Source organism: Turicibacter sp. HGF1, assembly GCF_000191865.1.
GTDB classification, from domain to species: domain Bacteria; phylum Bacillota_I; class Bacilli_A; order MOL361; family Turicibacteraceae; genus Turicibacter; species Turicibacter sanguinis.
The window spans coordinates 63,419-81,388 of sequence record NZ_AEXQ01000097.1 but is presented as its reverse complement, the minus strand read 5'-3'; the positions used below and the strand labels follow the sequence as shown (position 1 = coordinate 81,388).

The window sequence follows — 17,970 nt, the reverse complement described above, 5'->3', positions numbered from 1 at the left end:
TTTTTGTTATATTGCTCAACACTATTTATTTTATTGAGGTGAGAAGAATGAAAAAACAAATCATATCTAATGCATTTTTATTTCTGTCCATTATGGTTTATGTTGTTTTGTTTAAGACCATTTTTGGCCAATCTAACTTAATGGTTGGAGTTACGGTTTTAATTATTGGATTAGTTACATCTGAAAAGGATATGACTCAAAATTTAAAACTGTTATTTATTAAATTATTATTCATCTTGTTGTATATGGGATTAGCGAGTTATTTAATAACGGTTAGTGCATTTTTAACAATGTTAATTAGTATTCCATTTATTTTCTTTATGACGTATTGGACAACGATAAATGGTAAGAAAACATATCATTTCCCATATTTACTTGGATATTTATTTCTATTATTATCAGCACCAGTTTCAGATATTAAAATGCTTCCAGGACGTTTAATTTCGTTAGCGATAGGAGCATTATTAATCGTTTTATTACAATATGTAATGAACAAAGATACTTATAAGAAGATTTTAAAAAATGAAAATGAAACAGCATTAGAGCTTGTTGAAAAAAGAATCGATCGAATTTTATCTCAAGATTACAGTATTCATCCTGAAGAAATCGATGTTCTTAAACTGGGAATGAAACGTTTTATGAAAGTAACATTTGAACGTCGCAATTTAAGAACGACTTTAACAACGGATAGTATGTATCGTGTGAGTGAAATTATCTCACTTCATAAAATTTATTACTTATTAACAGATGTCTCAAATTACTACGAAGCGGGTGAAACATCAGAAGAATTATTACTAGATCTGAAATTATTAGTTCAAGGATTAAAAAATGAGGACTACGCTATTGCGGCTAAAATATTTGATAAATGGGATGAAAAAGTTTTACCTGACTTCATGCAAAAAATTAAACAGGCTTTAAAGATATTGAAATTATCTGAACAAGATGTTTATCCTGAATATAAAGAAAACATCTTGCATCAAATATTCCAAATTGATACAAAGTCACTGTCTTTTAAATTTGCTATGCGTGTGACGATTTTATTAAGTGCTGCCTTGTTCTACACCACATTCTTTAACTTAGAATATGGTCGTTGGCTATGTTTTACACTGTTAGCACTTGTTCAACCAAGTTATGAGGAAAGTAATAAGAAAACATGGATGCGATTTACAGGGACATTATTCGGTGTTATTTTATTTTTAATTTTATTTACAATCTTTAAATCTTCAACTTCACGAACGTTGATTGTGATGATTACATCGTATGTAAATATGTTCTTTAATCGATACGATTATAAAATGATTGCAACAACTATCCAATCGCTTGGAGCAGCTGTTATTGGAACAACAGGATTAATTGTTGCCCAGAATCGTGTGGGATTTGTTTTGTTAGGGGGAATAGTTGCCTTTTTAGGAAATCGATATTTATTTACAATTCGTGAAAAAGAAGCTCATACTTATTTAATGGATCTTTATGAAAAGTATAAACATTATCTTTTAGGTAATGAAAAGTATCCTCATACAGTTATTGTAGAAGCTTATCATGCCCTCGAAATGGCAGGGGACGATAACAAATATCGTGAATGGTTAAATGTTAGCTTTGATGCTTTAACTAATCCAATTCAATAACATCTAAAAACACTTTTTATCTATATGGTGAAAAGTGTTTTTTTTGATAAGGTTAAATTGAAAGAAATTATTTTTGTGAAAGTTGTTCCAAAAAAACGACAAAATTCCAACCGAGAACTTGATTTTTTGATATAATAAAATTGGAATTTTAAATCATTTATAGGAGGTTTCAACATGAGACGTGAATTAGCAATTGAGTTTTCTCGTGCCACAGAGGCAGCAGCATTAGCAGGTTACAAGTGGTTAGGACGTGGGGATAAAAACGCGGCAGATGGTGCGGCTGTTTTAGCGATGCGTCACGTATTAAATGAAATTAATATTCGCGGAGAGATTGTGATTGGTGAAGGTGAAATCGATGAGGCGCCAATGTTATACATCGGAGAACGTGTTGGAACTGGATTTGGAGACGATGTAGATATCGCGGTAGATCCAATTGAAGGAACTCGTATGACAGCAATGGGACAGGCTAATGCTATGACAACCCTTGCCGTTGGTGAAAAAGGATCTTTCTTAAAAGCACCAGATATGTACATGGAAAAACTAATCGTTGGGCCAAAAGCGAAAGGTGTTATTGATTTAAACTTATCTTTAGAAGAAAATATTCGTCGTGTTGCCAAAGCAGTTAATAAGCCATTATCTGCTGTAACAGTGATGACACTTGCTAAACCACGTCATGATGAGCAAATTAAACAAATGCAGGCTTTAGGAGTGCGTGTATTTGCGATTCCAGATGGAGATGTTGCAGCTTCAATTTTAACATGTATGCCATTTAGTGAAGTTGATATGGTTTATGGAATTGGTGGAGCACCAGAAGGTGTTGTTTCTGCTGCTGTAATCCGTGCACTTGATGGAGATATGCAAGGACGTTTAGTTTTACGTAAAGATGTTAAAGGTGAGACAGAAGAAAATATTAAAATGAGTGAGGATGAAGCTCGTCGTTGTGAAGAAATGGGAGTTAAACCAAACGACATTTTAAAACTTGAGGATATGGCGAAAAGTGATAATGTTATCTTCTCAGCAACAGGAATCACTAAAGGTGATTTATTAGATGGAATCACATGTGAAGATGGAATTGCCACAACTGAAACATTAGTTATTCGCGGAAAATCAAGAACTGTTCGTCGTATTCAATCAATTCATTATCTAGATCGTAAAGACGACCAAATTAAAGAAATCATTTTATAATTTTTTAAACTAGCCTCCTATCAATAGGAGGCAACTTTTACATATGAGGTGAAAGACATGTACGCTGCAATTATTTTATCAGCCGGAATTGGAAGTCGAATGGGATTGGGTTACAATAAAATGTTATATGAAATTAACAACCAACCTGTTGTGGTTCATACCTTGAAAAAATTCTTAAAAAATGCAAACTGTGGACAACTTATATTAGTTGTTAATCCAACTGAAATAGATACGATGCAAAATATCTTAGAAGGTGCTAATATAATGGATTCGCGTATTCGAATTGTTCGAGGTGGAAGCGAACGACAATATAGTGTCTACAATGGGCTTCAGATGGTTACTGAGGATGTTGTTTTAGTTCATGATGGAGCGCGACCTTTTGTGACGCAACGTATGATTGATGAATGTTATCAGCAAGCTCTAAGTCATCATCCGTCTATTGTAGCAGTGCCTGTAAAGGATACGATTAAACGTGTAGTTGACGGTGTCGTAGTTGAAACTCCTGATCGCTCGCAAATATATGCTGTTCAGACACCGCAAGCAGCCCCAACTTCTTTATTAAAGCAAGCACATGAACGTGCAAAAAAAGCAGAATTTTTAGGGACTGATGAGGCAAGCTTAATAGAGAAGTTTACAAAATCAACTGTTAATGTGGTACGAGGAGACTATACTAATATTAAACTAACAACTCCAGAAGATTTAGTAATGGCAAAGCAATTAATGAAGGGAACCCTATAGATATTTAATAGCTAAAATGAATTGAAATAAGTGAATCATATTTTATGTCGTTAAACAAGAAATTCAAATTACGATAAAAAATAGCCAACGAAAAAAATTTCGTTGGCTATTTTTATACAAGCTACTAGATAATGTATAGTAGTGTTTGTTATACTACTAGTGTGTAATACACAGTAGGAGATGAATAACTAAAATTTATCACGATGTTATACATTAAAATTTAATTTTTTTATAAAAATAAAAATAATAATTAAGATATAAGGAGCAGATTTTTATGAAAAAGACACTATTATATTCAATGTTAGTAACAGGGGCATTTTTATTCGGATGTTCTTCTGCTCCTCAAACGACTAATCCATCAACTACTCAAACAGAAACTCCGATAACTTCCCAGAATCCTAATTCAACAAATATTAGCAGTGCGCAAGTGACAATTACTGAAGAGCAAGCAAAAGAGATTGCTTTGAAAGAAGTCGGATCAGGAAATGTTATTGAATTCTCATACGATATGGATGATATTATTCCAAATTATGATATTACGATTGTGAATGGTACGACTGAATATGAATTTGAAATCAGTGCTGTTGATGGAAGTATTTTAAAACGTAGTAGTGAACAAAATCCACTAATCACTAATGAAGTAAAGATTGATGAGGCAAAAGTAAAAGAAATTATAAATAATCAAGTCAATGGAACAATTGTTGGAATTAAATTGGACCGCGATGACTACCTTCCGGTTTATGATGTTACAGTAGTAGATGGAACATATAAATATGAATTTGAAGTCAGTGCGATGGATGGAAGTATTTTGAGTAAAGACCAAGAATTAATTAACCAAGCATCTAATATAAATACTAATCAAGGATTAAATATTGATCAAACTAAAGCGAAGGAGATTGCATTAGGCCAGGTAAATAGTGGCGTAATTGGCGAATTTTCATTAGATTATGAACGAGGAATTCCTGTATATGAGATTACTGTTTATGAGGGAAGAACTGAATACGAATTCGAAATTAGTGGGATTGATGGAAGTATTATTTCTCGCAGTGTGGATACAAATTTAGATTAATATAGCCGAATAAAAGGTTAGAAAATATTTTAAATTTGAAAGACTTGTGGTATTATATCACAAGTCTTTTTGATGGATTTCTTGCTAAAAGACTATCTGTAAGGGAGGTTTAGGGTAACAATTTGTTGTTATTAATAATGAGATTATGAATGCACAATATAAAAAGGGTGTTTTAGAATTATGTGTTTTAAAATTAATTGAAAAAACGGATTTGTACGGTTACGAAATGGTTCAAAAACTTTCATATTATATAGAGGTGACTGAGAGTACAATTTATCCATTATTAAGAAGATTAACGAAAGAAGGCTATTTAGAAACTTATAATAAAGAGTCAACTGAAGGTCCGACGAGAAAATATTATTCAATAACAGATAAAGGTGAAGAATATTTAGCAAAACTTTTAAAAGAATGGAATCAAATGGTTGAATCCGTTCATCGTTTATTCGAAGGAGTGTGATTAGTCAGTGGATATGATTAACCAATGGCTAGAAGAGTTAGAGCGAGAATTACAAGATATTTTAGAAGAGGACCGATTAGAAATCTTATCTTCTTATAAAGAACAAGTTAATGAAATGAAAGAGTTAGATATAGATGAAGAGGAGATATTATCTAGATTAGGATGGCCTAAAAAGGTAGCACAAGAAGTTAAGCAATCATTAGATTATACTGAATCTCGTTTCCCCGCTGATAAAGATGATTCAAAGGTAGAAAAGCCAAAATCTAATGAAAAAGGTTTTAAAAAAGGTATCTCTATCTGTGCTATCATAGCATCTTTATGTGTCTCGATTTTATTTTTTATGACGAGTTTTCGTTTTATAATTGGAAGTATTTTTTTAATGTCTTTTTCAATCGGACTTGCGATTGCAGTATTAGGAGTGACACTAATTTTATTTAATATTGGGGTTGCGTCACTTTATACAGGTTATTTGATCTATAAACGACTTAATTAAGAATCAATTGAGGAATGTAGGTGAATTCAATGAGAAAGAAAGGTTTAGAGCTTTATTTAATTATTTCGAGTCTAGTTGCCGTTATTATTGTGATAGTGTGTTCCGTAGTTACGGTATCATCTAATATCGTGATAAAACAAAGCTTACATCAAGGAGTCCTTTTTGATTTAATCGAGTTAAAATCACAGGGGATGATTGAACTAGATGACTTATTTGATGATATTTTTGATTAGAAAGGAAGATTTTGATGATTCGAATTGGCCATTCAACTGATATCCATCAGTTAGTAGAGGGACGCAAATTAATTTTAGGTGGAGTTGAGATTGAGCATACAAAAGGATTACTTGGACATAGTGATGCTGATGTATTATGCCACGCAATAACAGAAGCAATTATTGGTGCTTTAGCAAAAGGTGATATCGGAACTCATTTTCCAGATACTGATCCAACTTACAAAGGAGTCGATTCACGTGTTCTATTGCGCGGAGCCTTTAAAATGATGGATGAAGCGGGATATTGCTTAGGAAATTTAGATGCGACAATTTATGCTGAAAGACCTAAAATGCGACCACATATCGACTCGATGCGTCAAAATATTGCGAGTGATTTAAATGCTTCAATGGATCAAGTTAATGTAAAAGCTACTCGTGGTGAAAAGTTAGGGTTTGTGGGGCGAGAAGAAGGAATAGCTTCAGAGTGTGTTGTTTTATTATTCAAAAAGACTAATTAACACAATATTAACGCGATGTTAACCGTTAATTAATCTCTGAGATATTGATACAAGGTATAATCAATTATGATATGCTCCCTATAAATGAATAAAGCTAAAGAATTACTTCTTTGGCTTTATTCATTTATAAAGCAAAAAGCACCTCGCTAATGAGGTGCTTTTTAGTTATCCACAGTTTTAATTTTAAAACGGAATCACTTCAGATCTCATATAATTCCTCTTTTCATTGTAGATATTGTTTTCATAGGTAACATTCCCTTCTCCTTTCACCTAATTAGATAAAATAATATTAAATGTTGTAATACATTTACCAAAAAGTGAATCTTTTTTTAGATTCATCGTTTTCGTAAAGATTTAATAACAAGCCAAACGATTGCAATTAGAACAATAGTCGATAGTATTTGTAACGTTAAATTAATCCAATCTGGCATTACATATATTTGCATCTCATCCCCTCCGGTAGATTCATCATATCATAAATCTATTCTTTAATGACTTAGAATCATGGTAAAATCAGTGTCTTGGGCGCAATTTTTTTTAATAATCTTTAATATTTTGTTTCAATCGTATATAATATGAAAAGAATAACAATAGTACAGTTATTATGTTTAAATAGGAGGCAATATTTATGACAGTTCGTGTTCGTTATGCACCAAGTCCAACAGGATTTTTACATATCGGAAATGCTCGTTCAGCATTATACAATTATTTATTTGCGAAACATTACGGTGGAGATTTTATTTTACGTATTGAAGATACTGACTTAGAGCGCAACGTTGAAGGTGGAGAAGAGTCTCAAATGAACTTTTTACGTTGGTTAGGAATTGAATGGGATGAGTCTGTTGATTGTGGTGGAGAATATGGCCCATACCGTCAATTAGAACGTTTAGATATTTATCGTCAATATGTAGAAGAATTAATCGAAAAAGGATTAGCTTATAAATGCTATTGTACAAGTGAAGAACTTGAGGCAGAACGCGAAGCTTTATCTACTCATGGTCATGATAATATCCATTATTCTCGTCGTTGTTTAAATGCAACAGAAGAAGAAAAGAAAGAATTAGAAGCACGTGGAGAATACGTGGTTCGTATTAAAGTTCCTGAAAATGAAGAATACACATTCAATGATATCGTTCGTGGAGAGGTTACTTTTAAATCAGAAGATTTTGGTGATTGGGTTATCATGAAAAGTAACGGAATCCCAACGTATAACTTTGCAGTAGTTGTGGATGATCACTTAATGAAAATTACTCATGTTTTCCGTGGTGAAGAGCATTTAACAAATACTCCAAAACAAATGATGGTTTATCGTGCTTTTGGATGGGATATTCCTCAATTTGGTCATATGACATTAATCGTTAACGAAAATGGTAAGAAATTATCAAAACGTGACAAAGATACAGTTCAATTCATTGAACAATATGCTAACATGGGATATTTACCAGAAGCATTATTTAACTTCATTGCATTATTAGGATGGTCTCCTGCAATTGAAGAAGAGATTTTATCGCATGAACAATTAATTGAATTATTTGATGAAAAACGTTTATCTAAATCACCATCTACATTCGATAAAAATAAATTATCATACATTAATAACCGCTACATCAAAGCATTAGAAGATGAAGAGTTATTAGAATTATGTATGCCTCACTTAGTTGAAGAGGGAATTTTAGAAGGAAAAACAACAGCATGGGCAATGGAATTAATCTCATTATTCCATGATCGCTTGTCATATGGTGCTGAGATTGTTGATTTATATGATGAATTCTTCTCAGAAGAATTAGAATTAGACGAAGAAGCACAAGCTTTCATTGCACAAGATGGTGTATCTGAAACGTTAAAAGCATTCAAAACAGAATTAGAAGCATTAGAAGATTTCAATGCTGAAGGAATCCAAGCCGCAATTAAAGCAGCTGGAAAAGCAGCGGGAGCAAAAGGTAAAATGTTATTCATGCCTTGCCGTATTGCAACAACTGGGCAAATGCACGGTCCAGATTTACCAAAAGCATTAGCTTTATTAGGTAAAGAAACAGTTGTTGGACGTATTGCAAAATTCATCTAATGAAATATTAAAACCTCAGAATTAATCTGAGGTTTTTTTTGATTTTAAGGCGAGTAAGATTAAAAGAAGATAGATAATAGTAATAAAAAAATAGAGGGTCCAAACTACACTATAATTGAAATAATCAACAATAAATCCTGTAATAACAGGACCTAATGCTCCACCGAGTGTGAAAATCATATTAATCACTCCTAGATACATGGCGTAATGTTCTTGTCCAAATAAAGCGCTTGTTCCATAGGTAGGGACTAAAGAGGGTAAACATAAACAAATACCAAACAGAGCGGCGAAAACAAAAAGGAGTGATGGAATGGTTCCTAAAAGTAAACAGACATAACCGATAAGAGCCATTGAGACTAATAGAATAATTGATTTAGTTAATTTTACTTTATCAAAAATATATCCTCCGATTAAACTCCCCATTAATGCGAAAAGTGCTTGAGTTGAACCGACATTTGCATTAAACGGAAGTGGATGGCCTAGATAAATTAAATATGATTGAATATGCATCTTAGTTCCTGAAATACACATCCCGAGTAAGAAGAGACCGACTATAAATAAAATTAGCCGTGGACTCCACTGAATATCTTTATATGAAAATTTTTCTTTCTTTTTAGCTTTAATGGTTGTATCTGGTGGCATCCTCATAATGAAGAGTGCTAGCGGTAGACAAACTACAATAATGATAATGCCAAGAATAGCATAGGTGAAGGTGTATCCTTTACTGATCAGTAACCTTGAAACCACCTGCATCCATATAAAAGACCCTGTTCCCGCTCCTGCCGTTGAAATTCCTAATGCTAATCCTTTTTTATCCTTAAACCAGTGTGTTAGTGTTGTAGCAATCGGAATGGTAGTTAAACAGGTTAGCCCTATTCCGACAATAATGGCAATGCAATAGAACATCCAAATTTTTGTAGCGAGAGAATAACAGAAAAATCCACTGCCGGTTAAAATAGCTCCGATACTCATAATGAGTTTAAGTGGAAGTTTTGTTAGTAGTTTTCCGATAATTGGAGACATTAGTGAGGTCGTGATTGCACCTATCGTAAAAATGAATGAAAAGGATGAGAGTGAGAATCCTAAGTCTTTGGTGACGGGATCTAAAAATAATGTCGTAATATTATTAACAATACTAAATGCAACACCCATAATTAAAAAACATGATAGTAAAACAAGCCATTTATAAAATTCTAATTTCTTACTCATTTGTTCACACTCCAAATAAATCGTATAGTTTAGAATTTGATAAATAGACTAGGATTATGTATAAATATCGGGTATTGTATTTATTAGAAAAGGGGGATTAAAATGGATGTAACTTTTCAAACGGATGTTGGACGCTTTAACTACCGTGTGGCTGGCGTATTAATTCATGAGAATCGGCTGCTTGTCATGACCGATGAACGCTCACCCTATTATTATTTACCAGGTGGGAGAGTGTCGATGAATGAGGAAAGTACTATGGCTATTAAACGAGAAATAAAAGAAGAATTGGACGTGGAGGTTGAAGCGACTCAATTACTATGGATCGTTGAAAATTTCTTCGTCGAGCAACAAAGCCAAGAACAATTTCATGAAATTGGAATGTACTACTTGCTTCAGTTAACAGAGGAAGACATTTTAAAAAGAGGTCAGGAGTTTATCATGAATGAAGGTGGATATAAAAAACTATCTTTCCTATGGCTACCTTTAGAAAAAATTAAACATCTAAATATTTATCCATTGTTTTTAAAAGAACGCATCATGAATTTACCACAGGTGCCAGAACATTTGGTTGAAATAAAAGAATAATGATTGGCATAGTATCTACTAAGAGGGGAGAGCTAAGTATGTTTGGACAGTTCTTAATTATCGTATCTGTTTTTGCTTTAATCATCTGGTTTTGGGTGCTTGTTTTTAAACTATTAATTAGAGCAAATAAAGCTTTGCAAATTTATATTGATAATCAAACAAAAAATCTCTAGTTCAGCACTAGAGATTTTTTAGTTATTATTTAACTGCAATTGCTTCAATTTCGATTTTAGCATCGCGTGGTAAACGGGCTACTTGTACACAAGCTCGTGCTGGTTTGTGGGCTGAGAAGTATTCTCCGTATACCGCATTTACTGCAGAAAAATCATTCATATCAGCTAAGAAAATTCCACATTTTACGACATTTTCTAATGTATATCCCGCTTCAGTTAAAATAGCTTGAATATTTTTTAAACATTGGTGAGTTTGAGCTTCGATTTCATCAGATACAAACTCCATTGTTTGTGGGTCTAATGGGATTTGTCCTGAAATATAAAGTGTTCCATTTGCTTCAATAGCTTGAGAATAAGGTCCAATGGCTTTTGGAGCATTATCTGTTGCAATAATATTCATTAGTAGTTCCTCCTCATCAGTTTACGAGCATCCTTAAGAGTGTCCGTTTAAAATTAAGAATTTATTCATCATTTTTATTATACCATATCCATATAATGGTTTTAAGAGTTATGATGCATGAGTTTGTGTGATAGAATAAGACTATAAAATGAAGGAAAAAACGAAATAATGAATGCTGTAGCGGAGGGGACCTATCGTGAATACTGTAACGTTTGAAATGATAAAAGAAGCAGCACAAAACTTAAAAGGAGTTATTAAAGAAACAGATTTCTGTTTTGCAGAATCATTAAGTGAGCGTAGTGGAGCAGAAGTGTATTTAAAATTAGAAAATCTTCAGCAATCAGGATCATTTAAAATCCGAGGTGCTTATAATAAGATGCTTCATTTAAGTGATGAAGAAAAACAATGTGGTGTTGTTGCATCAAGTGCTGGGAATCACGCACAAGGTGTTGCAATTAGTGCAACGAAACTTGGCATCAAATCGACCATTGTCATGCCAAGGAGTGCACCGTTTGCTAAAATCTTTGCTACTCGCAATTATGGTGGTGAAGTGGTTTTAGAAGGAGAAATCTACGACGAGGCATATCAAAAAGCATTAGAAATTAAAGAAGCAACTGGAGCAACATTTGTTCACCCATTTAATGACCCTTACGTTATTGCAGGGCAAGGAACAATTGGTCTTGAAATGATTGAAGAACAACCAGATTTAGATGTCGTGTTAGTTCCAATCGGCGGAGGTGGAATTGCAGCAGGAATTGCAATGGCTATTAAAACATTAAATCCAAATACTAAAGTCATTGGAGTTCAAACAGAAAATGCCCCATCGATGTATCAATCAATTAAAGACGGGAAAATTGGCACAGTGAAGGTTACTAAATCGATTGCAGATGGAATTGCAGTCGCAACCCCAGGTGATGTTACGTTCCCATTAATTCAGCAATACGTTGATGAAGTTATCACAGTATCTGAAACTCAAATTTCGCAGGCTTTCTTATTATTGCTTGAAAACTGTAACTTGGTGTGTGAAGGTGCAGGAGCAGTTTGTGTTGCTGCAATTCTTTCAAATCAGCTAGACCTTAAAGGTAAGAAAGTCGGTGCCGTTCTGTCCGGAGGAAATATCGATACTAATCTTATTGAAAGTATTATTAATCATGCTATGATGTCTCTTGGACGTCGAACAAAAATTCAAGTTTCAATTGCAGATCGTCCTGGTGAGTTGAATGCTTTTTTAGATACAATCGCAGAGGAACTCGGTAATCTTATTATGATTCGACAAAATAGATATCGTGAAGGATTATCAATGTATCAATTAGGAGTGACGGTCGTTATTGAAACGTTAGACGCTGCTCATAAAGAACGCGTCATTCAAAAATTAATCGAATCAGGTTATGAGATTGAGTATACAAACTAGATAATTTTAGCGAAATATATTAAAATGAAAATAACATCAAGAAAAAGATAGGAGTTGGACTCACGATGCTAATTTATAATACGTATACGCGTGAGAAAGAAGAATTTAGACCGATTGAAGAAAACAAAGTGAGAATGTATATTTGTGGACCAACTGTTTACAACTATATTCATATCGGAAATGCACGTCCTGTTCTGTTTTTCGATTTAGTACATCGCTATTTTAAATATTTAGGATACGAAGTAGAATTTGTTTCAAACGTAACAGATGTTGATGATAAAATCATTAACCGTGCGATTGAAGAAGGTGTGACAGAAGCACAAATTTCTGAAAAATATTTAAACTACTTTTTAGAATGTAATAAAGTATTAAATGCTTTACCATTAACAGCAATGCCAAAAGTAACAGAAAGTATGGATTCAATGATTGAATTTATTAACCAATTAGTTGAGCGTGATTTTGCTTATGCAGTTGATGGAGACGTTTACTTCCGTATTGATAAAGTTCGTGAATACGGACAATTATCAGGTAAGAAAATCGATGAATTAGAAGTTGGAGCTCGTATTGCAGAAGACTCTAAAAAAGAAAATCCTTTAGACTTCGTTTTATGGAAAAAAACAGATAAAGGAATTACATGGGATTCACCTTGGGGTGCAGGGCGTCCTGGTTGGCATACAGAATGCGTTGTGATGATTAATAACCAATTCCATGGAAAAATTGATATCCATGGAGGTGGAACTGATTTACAATTCCCTCATCATGAAAATGAAATTGCTCAATCATTATGTATGTATGAACACAACATCGCAAACTATTGGATGCATGTTGGACGTTTAGGATTAAATAATGAGAAAATGAGTAAATCAATCGGAAATGTTATCAATGTTAAAGATTTAATTGAACAAATCGATGCTAATGCCTTCCGTTTATTTATGTTATCAGTTCATTATCGTCAACCAATTAACTACACTGAAGAAAACATCCAATTAGCAGTTAAAGAATGGCAAAAAGTAAAATCGACTTATGATCAATTACATTTAAAACTTGATTTAGCTGGTGCACTTGATGTAGAACCATCAGTAGTTCCTGAAATTGAAGCTCTAATGAACCAGTTTGTTGAAGCTTTAGAAGATGACTTCAATACCGCAAATGCTATTGCAAGTTTATATGGTGCGATTAAAGAAATTAATAAAATGGTTCGTGCGAAAGCATCAGATGAAGCAAACCGCTATGCTTTAATGACATTACAAAATATGACTTATATTTTCGGATTTGATTTAAACAAAAAACGTTTAACAGATGAAGAACGTGAATTAATGCAAGCTTGGGAAGAGGCAAGAAAAGCAAAAGACTTTGCTAAAGCAGATGAATTACGTGGAAAATTACAGGCTTTAAATGTTTTATAAAATAAGATATGATAAAAAGACTCCAAAATCAGTGGAGTCTTTTTTATTTTAAAAAATGAGTTTTAGGAAAACCATCTTAAAATTGAAACTTTTTTAGGGTAAAAAGTGATAGAATAGTGTCAAACTGAGGCGAATTCAAGAAAACAAGTCCGTTTTATTGCTTTTTCGTTAAAAGATAAAAAAGTAGTGTATAATAATGACGATATCAAAGAAGGCGCGTGAAATAATGGAAGCAAATCAGATGAATAGTACGATGCTGGCATTTGTCGGTGATTCATATTATGACTTAAAAATTCGAGAAATGTTATGCAAGAGTGGGGTTAATAAACCAAACAGACTTCACCAATTGGCAGTTAAATATGTATCAGCACATGCTCAAGCCACTACATTAGCATATTTAATTGAAATAGAATTTTTAACAGAGAAAGAATTAGAAGTAGTGAAAAAAGGACGTAACACGAAAAGTCGTTCCGTACCTAAAAACACAGATGTCTTAACATATGCTCATAGTACAGCATTCGAGGCTTTAATTGGATACTTATATTTAACAGAACAATTTGATCGTTTAGATGCAATTGTGAGCAAAAGTATTGAATATAAAAATGGAGTGACAAACTAATGGCGAAAAAAGAAGTTAAAAAAGACAAAAAACGTGAAGTAAAAAAAGATAGCCGTCGCGAAAACAAAAAAGAAAGTAAATACGAAGTCATTTATGGAAAAAATACAGTCAATGAAGTATTAGAATCAAAACGTAAAGTTTTTGAAGTGATTGTAGCAGACACAGTAGCAAAAGCGGAAAGAGGATTGATGGCGACAATCGAGAAAAAACAAATTCCTTGCAAAGTGTTACCTCGTCAAAAATTCGAACAATTAGCAAAGGATAAATATGATGCACGTGGAAATCATCAAGGTGTATTAGCACTTGTTGAACCTTATGCTTATATGCCATTACCTGATTTAATTGCAAAGGCAACTCAAAAGGAAGAACCAGCTTTCATCATCATTCTAGATGGATTAGAAGATCCACATAACTTAGGTGCAATCTTACGTACTGCTGATGCAGCGGGAGTGGATGGAATTGTTATTCGAAAAGATCGTTCAGTTGGATTAACAAGTACAGTAGCTAAGTTATCAACGGGAGCAATCGAACATATTCCAGTTGCATGTGTTGCAAACTTAACGGTTGCTATTAATCAATTAAAAGAAGCGGGACTCTGGATTGCTGGGACAGATGCAAGTGAAGCTCAAGACTATCGTACTTTAGATGCTACATTACCATTAGGTCTTGTAATTGGTAGCGAGGGAAAAGGAATGAGTCGATTAGTTCGTGAAGCTTGTGATTTTAAAGTTTACTTACCAATGCGTGGACATGTTACTTCATTAAATGCATCAGTTGCAGCAGCTTTATTGATGTATGAAATTTATAACAAGCGCAATCCTATAAAATAATAACTATACTGGAGGTATAATGTGACGGTAGAATATAACGATTATGAGTTAGTGTATTTAGTACGTGAGCAAAACGAAGAGGCGCTTCACATCATCATAGAAAAATACTCACCTTTGATCGGAAAAATTGCATCTTCTTATTATGGAATTGGATATGACTATCAAGATTTTTTTCAAGAAGGCCGTATGGCATTTATAAAAGCAATCTATTCTTTTGATGAAAATTCAAACTACAGTTTTTATTCCTATGCAATGACTTGTGTAAGAAATGCGATTACGACAAGCTACCGAAGATTAAAACGAACATCTGGTCTTGACCAACTAACGGATTATGATGAGCATCCGTTAGTTTCCACATTAGAAACTCCAGGATATTATCACTATGATAGTGAATATACGTATTTAAACGAAAAGTTAATTATTGAAATGGCAATGAATAGTGATAAAATATTGTCGCCATTTGAGAAACAATGTTTGAAATACTTCTTATTAGGTCATAATTATAATGAGATTGCTATAATATTAAACCTGTCCCCTAAGAAAATTGATAATGCTTTAAGCCGGTGTAAAAGTAAATTAAAGAATTTAAATAAAATGAATTCCTCTATTGGTGAAAGTTTCTAGCTTTATTGACAATGAAGCTTCTTTTTGATAGAGTAGATTAAGTTAAGATATAAAAAGTTGTGAGGGATAAAATGCGTACAAAAGTAATATTAGCTTGTGATGAATGCCTAAGTCGCAACTATTCAACAGTTAAGAATAAACAAACACACAGCGAGCGTCTTGTAGTTAAAAAATTCTGCAAACGCTGTGGAAAACATACAATGCATAAGGAAACAAAATAATCTACTAGGGGGCAGTTTAATGAATCAAGTTAAAGGGTTTTTTAAAGGTGTATCTGCAGAATTAAAGAAGATTACTTGGCCAACTGAAAAAGAGATGAAAAGTTATACTTTTCAAGTACTAGTATTCGTCGCATTACTAACAGTATTCTTCTTTGTAGTTGACTTAGTAATTTCCCAAGTAATGAATTTACTAGGGTAGGAGGTCATGATAGTGGAAAAACGTTGGTATGTTGTACAAACGTATGCTGGATACGAAAATAAAGTTATGACTAACTTATTAAAACGTATCGAGACAATGAATATGCAAGAAAAAATCTTCCGTGTATTAATTCCGGAAGAAAAAGAAGTAAAAATTAAAGATGGTGTTCGCAAAGAAAAAATGCGCAAAACTTTCCCAGGTTATGTATTAGTTGAAATGATTGATACAGATGATTCTTGGTATATGGTTCGTAATACTCCAGGAGTAACTGGATTCTTAGGATCAAGTGGAAAAGGAACTCGCCCAGTACCATTACCAACGGAAGAAGTTATGCCGATTCTTAAGAAAATGGGAATTACAAGTGTGGAAGTATCGCTTGATATTCAAGTTGGTCAACGTGTATTAGTAGCAGCTGGACCATTTTCTGGACAAGTTGGAACAATTGAGTCAATTGACCAAGAACATAGCAAAGTCAGCGTATTGGTTGACCTATTCGGACGTGAAACTCCAGTAGAATTAGATTTTAATCAAATTTGTGAAGTTGAATAAAAAAATTGTTGCCTAAAGTAAAAAAAGGTGATAAACTATCGTAGTTGATATGAGACTCATATCAAGTGGGAGGGTAAAAAACCCAAATAACCACATCACGGACTTAGAGGAGGTGTGTCGCGTGGCAAAAGCAGTAAAAAGTATTGTAAAATTACAAATTCCTGCAGGAAAAGCAAATCCAGCTCCACCAGTAGGTCCAGCATTAGGGCAAGCAGGTGCGAACATTCAAGGATTCTGTCAAGAATTTAATGAGCGTACACGTGAACAAATGGGAAGTATTATTCCAGTAGTAATCACAGTTTATGAAGATCGTTCATTTACATTCATTACAAAAACTCCACCAGCATCAGACTTATTAAAGAAAGCTGCTGGAATCACAAGTGGTTCAGCTCAACCTCATAAGGTAAAAGTTGCTACTTTAACAAAAGATCAAATTCGCACAATTGCTGAGACTAAAATGTCTGACTTAAATGCGAATACAGTGGAAGCTGCAATGCGTATTATTGAAGGTTCTGCAAGACAAATGGGAATCGTTGTAGAAGACTAATCTACATGTTTTAGGTTGTAGATTACAACCTAAATCTGTGGGAGGAGATTCCGTTAACCACAATTTAGGAGGTATTTAGAATGGCTAAAAAAGGTAAAAAATTCATCGAAGCCAAAAAACTAGTTGATTCTACTACATTATATGCTGTAGAAGAAGCTGTAGAATTAGTTAAAAAAACTAATGTTGCTAAATTCGATGCAACTGTAGATGTAGCATTCCGTTTAGGAGTTGACCCACGTAAAGCGGATCAACAAATTCGTGGAGCTATGGTATTACCTCACGGAACTGGTAAAGTTCGCTCAGTATTAGTATTCGCTAAAGGTGAAAAAGCTAAAGAAGCTGAAGCAGCTGGAGCAGATTTCGTAGGAGATAGCGATATGATCAACAAAATCCAACAAGGTTGGATGGAGTTTGATGTAGTAGTAGCTACACCAGATATGATGGCTGAAGTAGGTAAATTAGGACGCGTTTTAGGACCACGTGGTTTAATGCCAAACCCTAAAACTGGAACTGTAACTATGGACGTTACTAAAGCAATCAATGAAATCAAAGCTGGTAAAGTAGAATACCGCGTTGATAAAGCTGGAAATATCCACGTTCCAATTGGTAAGGTTTCATTTGAAAACGAAAAATTAGTTGGAAACTTCAAAGCAATCTACGATACAATCTTAAAAGCTAAACCATCTGCAGCTAAAGGAACTTATGTTAAGAATGTTGCTATTTCTTCAACAATGGGACCTGGTATCAAAGTTGCATCTGAATCATTAGAAAAATAATTTTTCTCATTGATAATCGAATAGAATTACCGTAGACAGTAGGGGCTTATGCTTAATCA

General features: G+C 33.6%; 23 protein-coding genes and 1 other annotated feature (1 of these 24 running past the window's edge). Of the genes, 21 read left to right on the top strand and 2 right to left on the bottom strand.

All coding sequences use genetic code 11. The annotated features are described in order from the left end of the window. The 9 genes from HMPREF9402_RS09895 to gltX form a co-directional block, all read left to right on the top strand. The coding region (locus HMPREF9402_RS09895) for an FUSC family protein (RefSeq protein ID WP_238526661.1) at window positions 1-1,625 on the top strand (1,625 nt) is incomplete at its 5' end. Between the two features lie 174 nt (window positions 1,626-1,799). Then, window positions 1,800-2,810 carry a class II fructose-bisphosphatase gene (gene glpX / locus HMPREF9402_RS09890; protein ID WP_009607238.1) on the top strand — a complete coding sequence of 337 codons (1,011 nt, stop codon included), beginning with the start codon at window positions 1,800-1,802 and terminating at the stop codon, window positions 2,808-2,810. A 57-nt stretch (window positions 2,811-2,867) separates the two neighbouring features. Then, window positions 2,868-3,548, top strand: a complete 681-nt coding sequence (gene ispD / locus HMPREF9402_RS09885; protein ID WP_006784400.1) for a 2-C-methyl-D-erythritol 4-phosphate cytidylyltransferase — start codon at window positions 2,868-2,870, stop codon at window positions 3,546-3,548. A gap of 274 nt (window positions 3,549-3,822) precedes the next feature. Then, window positions 3,823-4,617 carry a PepSY domain-containing protein gene (locus tag HMPREF9402_RS09880; RefSeq protein WP_009607242.1) on the top strand — a complete coding sequence of 265 codons (795 nt, stop codon included), beginning with the start codon at window positions 3,823-3,825 and terminating at the stop codon, window positions 4,615-4,617. A gap of 145 nt (window positions 4,618-4,762) precedes the next feature. Continuing rightward, window positions 4,763-5,074: a PadR family transcriptional regulator gene (locus HMPREF9402_RS09875; RefSeq protein ID WP_006784402.1), complete on the top strand. Its 312-nt coding sequence runs from the start codon at window positions 4,763-4,765 to the stop codon at window positions 5,072-5,074. Window positions 5,075-5,087: 13 nt separating this feature from the next. Continuing rightward, a complete protein-coding gene (locus tag HMPREF9402_RS09870; protein WP_155061865.1) occupies window positions 5,088-5,567 on the top strand; it encodes an HAAS signaling domain-containing protein in 480 nt (159 codons plus the stop codon). 29 nt (window positions 5,568-5,596) lie between these two features. After that, window positions 5,597-5,800: a hypothetical protein gene (locus HMPREF9402_RS09865; RefSeq protein ID WP_006784404.1), complete on the top strand. Its 204-nt coding sequence runs from the start codon at window positions 5,597-5,599 to the stop codon at window positions 5,798-5,800. Window positions 5,801-5,814: 14 nt separating this feature from the next. Beyond that, window positions 5,815-6,297, top strand: coding sequence for a 2-C-methyl-D-erythritol 2,4-cyclodiphosphate synthase (gene ispF, locus HMPREF9402_RS09860; protein WP_006784405.1), 483 nt, complete (start codon window positions 5,815-5,817; stop codon window positions 6,295-6,297). Between the two features lie 628 nt (window positions 6,298-6,925). Next, the gene (gene gltX / locus HMPREF9402_RS09855) at window positions 6,926-8,362 is read left to right on the top strand and encodes a glutamate--tRNA ligase (protein ID WP_006784406.1); all 1,437 of its coding nucleotides are present in this window, start codon (window positions 6,926-6,928) and stop codon (window positions 8,360-8,362) included. A gap of 21 nt (window positions 8,363-8,383) precedes the next feature. Here the strand turns inward: gltX and HMPREF9402_RS09850 are convergent, their stop codons facing one another. Continuing rightward, window positions 8,384-9,571 carry an MFS transporter gene (locus HMPREF9402_RS09850; protein ID WP_009607253.1) on the bottom strand — a complete coding sequence of 396 codons (1,188 nt, stop codon included), beginning with the start codon at window positions 9,569-9,571 and terminating at the stop codon, window positions 8,384-8,386. Between the two features lie 102 nt (window positions 9,572-9,673). Here HMPREF9402_RS09850 and HMPREF9402_RS09845 point away from each other — a divergent pair, with 102 nt between their 5' ends. Both HMPREF9402_RS09845 and HMPREF9402_RS14915 read left to right on the top strand, forming a co-directional pair. Further along, window positions 9,674-10,156, top strand: coding sequence for an NUDIX hydrolase (locus HMPREF9402_RS09845; RefSeq protein ID WP_009607257.1), 483 nt, complete (start codon window positions 9,674-9,676; stop codon window positions 10,154-10,156). Between the two features lie 38 nt (window positions 10,157-10,194). Beyond that, on the top strand, window positions 10,195-10,329 hold the full coding sequence (locus HMPREF9402_RS14915) for a hypothetical protein (RefSeq protein WP_006784409.1): 135 nt from the start codon (window positions 10,195-10,197) through the stop codon (window positions 10,327-10,329). Between the two features lie 25 nt (window positions 10,330-10,354). On the opposite strand, the gene HMPREF9402_RS09840 is transcribed toward HMPREF9402_RS14915, so the two are convergent. Continuing rightward, window positions 10,355-10,729 carry a RidA family protein gene (locus HMPREF9402_RS09840; protein ID WP_006784410.1) on the bottom strand — a complete coding sequence of 125 codons (375 nt, stop codon included), beginning with the start codon at window positions 10,727-10,729 and terminating at the stop codon, window positions 10,355-10,357. 196 nt (window positions 10,730-10,925) lie between these two features. Here HMPREF9402_RS09840 and ilvA point away from each other — a divergent pair, with 196 nt between their 5' ends. The 10 genes from ilvA (at window position 10,926) to rplA (ending at window position 17,911) form a co-directional block, all read left to right on the top strand. Next, window positions 10,926-12,140, top strand: a complete 1,215-nt coding sequence (gene ilvA / locus HMPREF9402_RS09835) for a threonine ammonia-lyase (RefSeq protein ID WP_006784411.1) — start codon at window positions 10,926-10,928, stop codon at window positions 12,138-12,140. Window positions 12,141-12,205: 65 nt separating this feature from the next. Continuing rightward, a complete protein-coding gene (gene cysS, locus HMPREF9402_RS09830; protein WP_009607252.1) occupies window positions 12,206-13,546 on the top strand; it encodes a cysteine--tRNA ligase in 1,341 nt (446 codons plus the stop codon). A 226-nt stretch (window positions 13,547-13,772) separates the two neighbouring features. Next, window positions 13,773-14,165: a Mini-ribonuclease 3 gene (locus HMPREF9402_RS09825; protein ID WP_006784413.1), complete on the top strand. Its 393-nt coding sequence runs from the start codon at window positions 13,773-13,775 to the stop codon at window positions 14,163-14,165. Next, on the top strand, window positions 14,165-14,995 hold the full coding sequence (gene rlmB, locus HMPREF9402_RS09820) for a 23S rRNA (guanosine(2251)-2'-O)-methyltransferase RlmB (RefSeq protein WP_006784414.1): 831 nt from the start codon (window positions 14,165-14,167) through the stop codon (window positions 14,993-14,995). The genes HMPREF9402_RS09825 and rlmB overlap by 1 nt, the downstream gene beginning before the upstream one ends. A 21-nt stretch (window positions 14,996-15,016) precedes the next feature. Beyond that, window positions 15,017-15,619 (top strand): sigma-70 family RNA polymerase sigma factor, encoded by a 603-nt coding sequence (locus HMPREF9402_RS09815; RefSeq protein WP_006784415.1) that lies wholly within the window; start codon window positions 15,017-15,019, stop codon window positions 15,617-15,619. Window positions 15,620-15,690: 71 nt separating this feature from the next. Beyond that, window positions 15,691-15,840: a 50S ribosomal protein L33 gene (gene rpmG, locus HMPREF9402_RS14230; protein WP_081448230.1), complete on the top strand. Its 150-nt coding sequence runs from the start codon at window positions 15,691-15,693 to the stop codon at window positions 15,838-15,840. Window positions 15,841-15,859: 19 nt separating this feature from the next. After that, complete coding sequence (secE, locus tag HMPREF9402_RS09810) at window positions 15,860-16,039, top strand: preprotein translocase subunit SecE (RefSeq protein ID WP_006784416.1); 180 nt, start codon at window positions 15,860-15,862, stop codon at window positions 16,037-16,039. Between the two features lie 12 nt (window positions 16,040-16,051). Further along, window positions 16,052-16,588, top strand: a complete 537-nt coding sequence (gene nusG, locus HMPREF9402_RS09805; RefSeq protein ID WP_009607237.1) for a transcription termination/antitermination protein NusG — start codon at window positions 16,052-16,054, stop codon at window positions 16,586-16,588. Window positions 16,589-16,709: 121 nt separating this feature from the next. Continuing rightward, entirely contained in the window at window positions 16,710-17,135 is a 426-nt protein-coding gene (gene rplK, locus HMPREF9402_RS09800) for a 50S ribosomal protein L11 (protein ID WP_006784418.1), read from the top strand. An 80-nt stretch (window positions 17,136-17,215) separates the two neighbouring features. Beyond that, window positions 17,216-17,911, top strand: coding sequence for a 50S ribosomal protein L1 (gene rplA, locus HMPREF9402_RS09795; RefSeq protein WP_006784419.1), 696 nt, complete (start codon window positions 17,216-17,218; stop codon window positions 17,909-17,911). 11 nt (window positions 17,912-17,922) lie between these two features. Beyond that, window positions 17,923-17,970 (top strand) — a sequence feature (ribosomal protein L10 leader region); it runs 110 nt beyond the window's last position.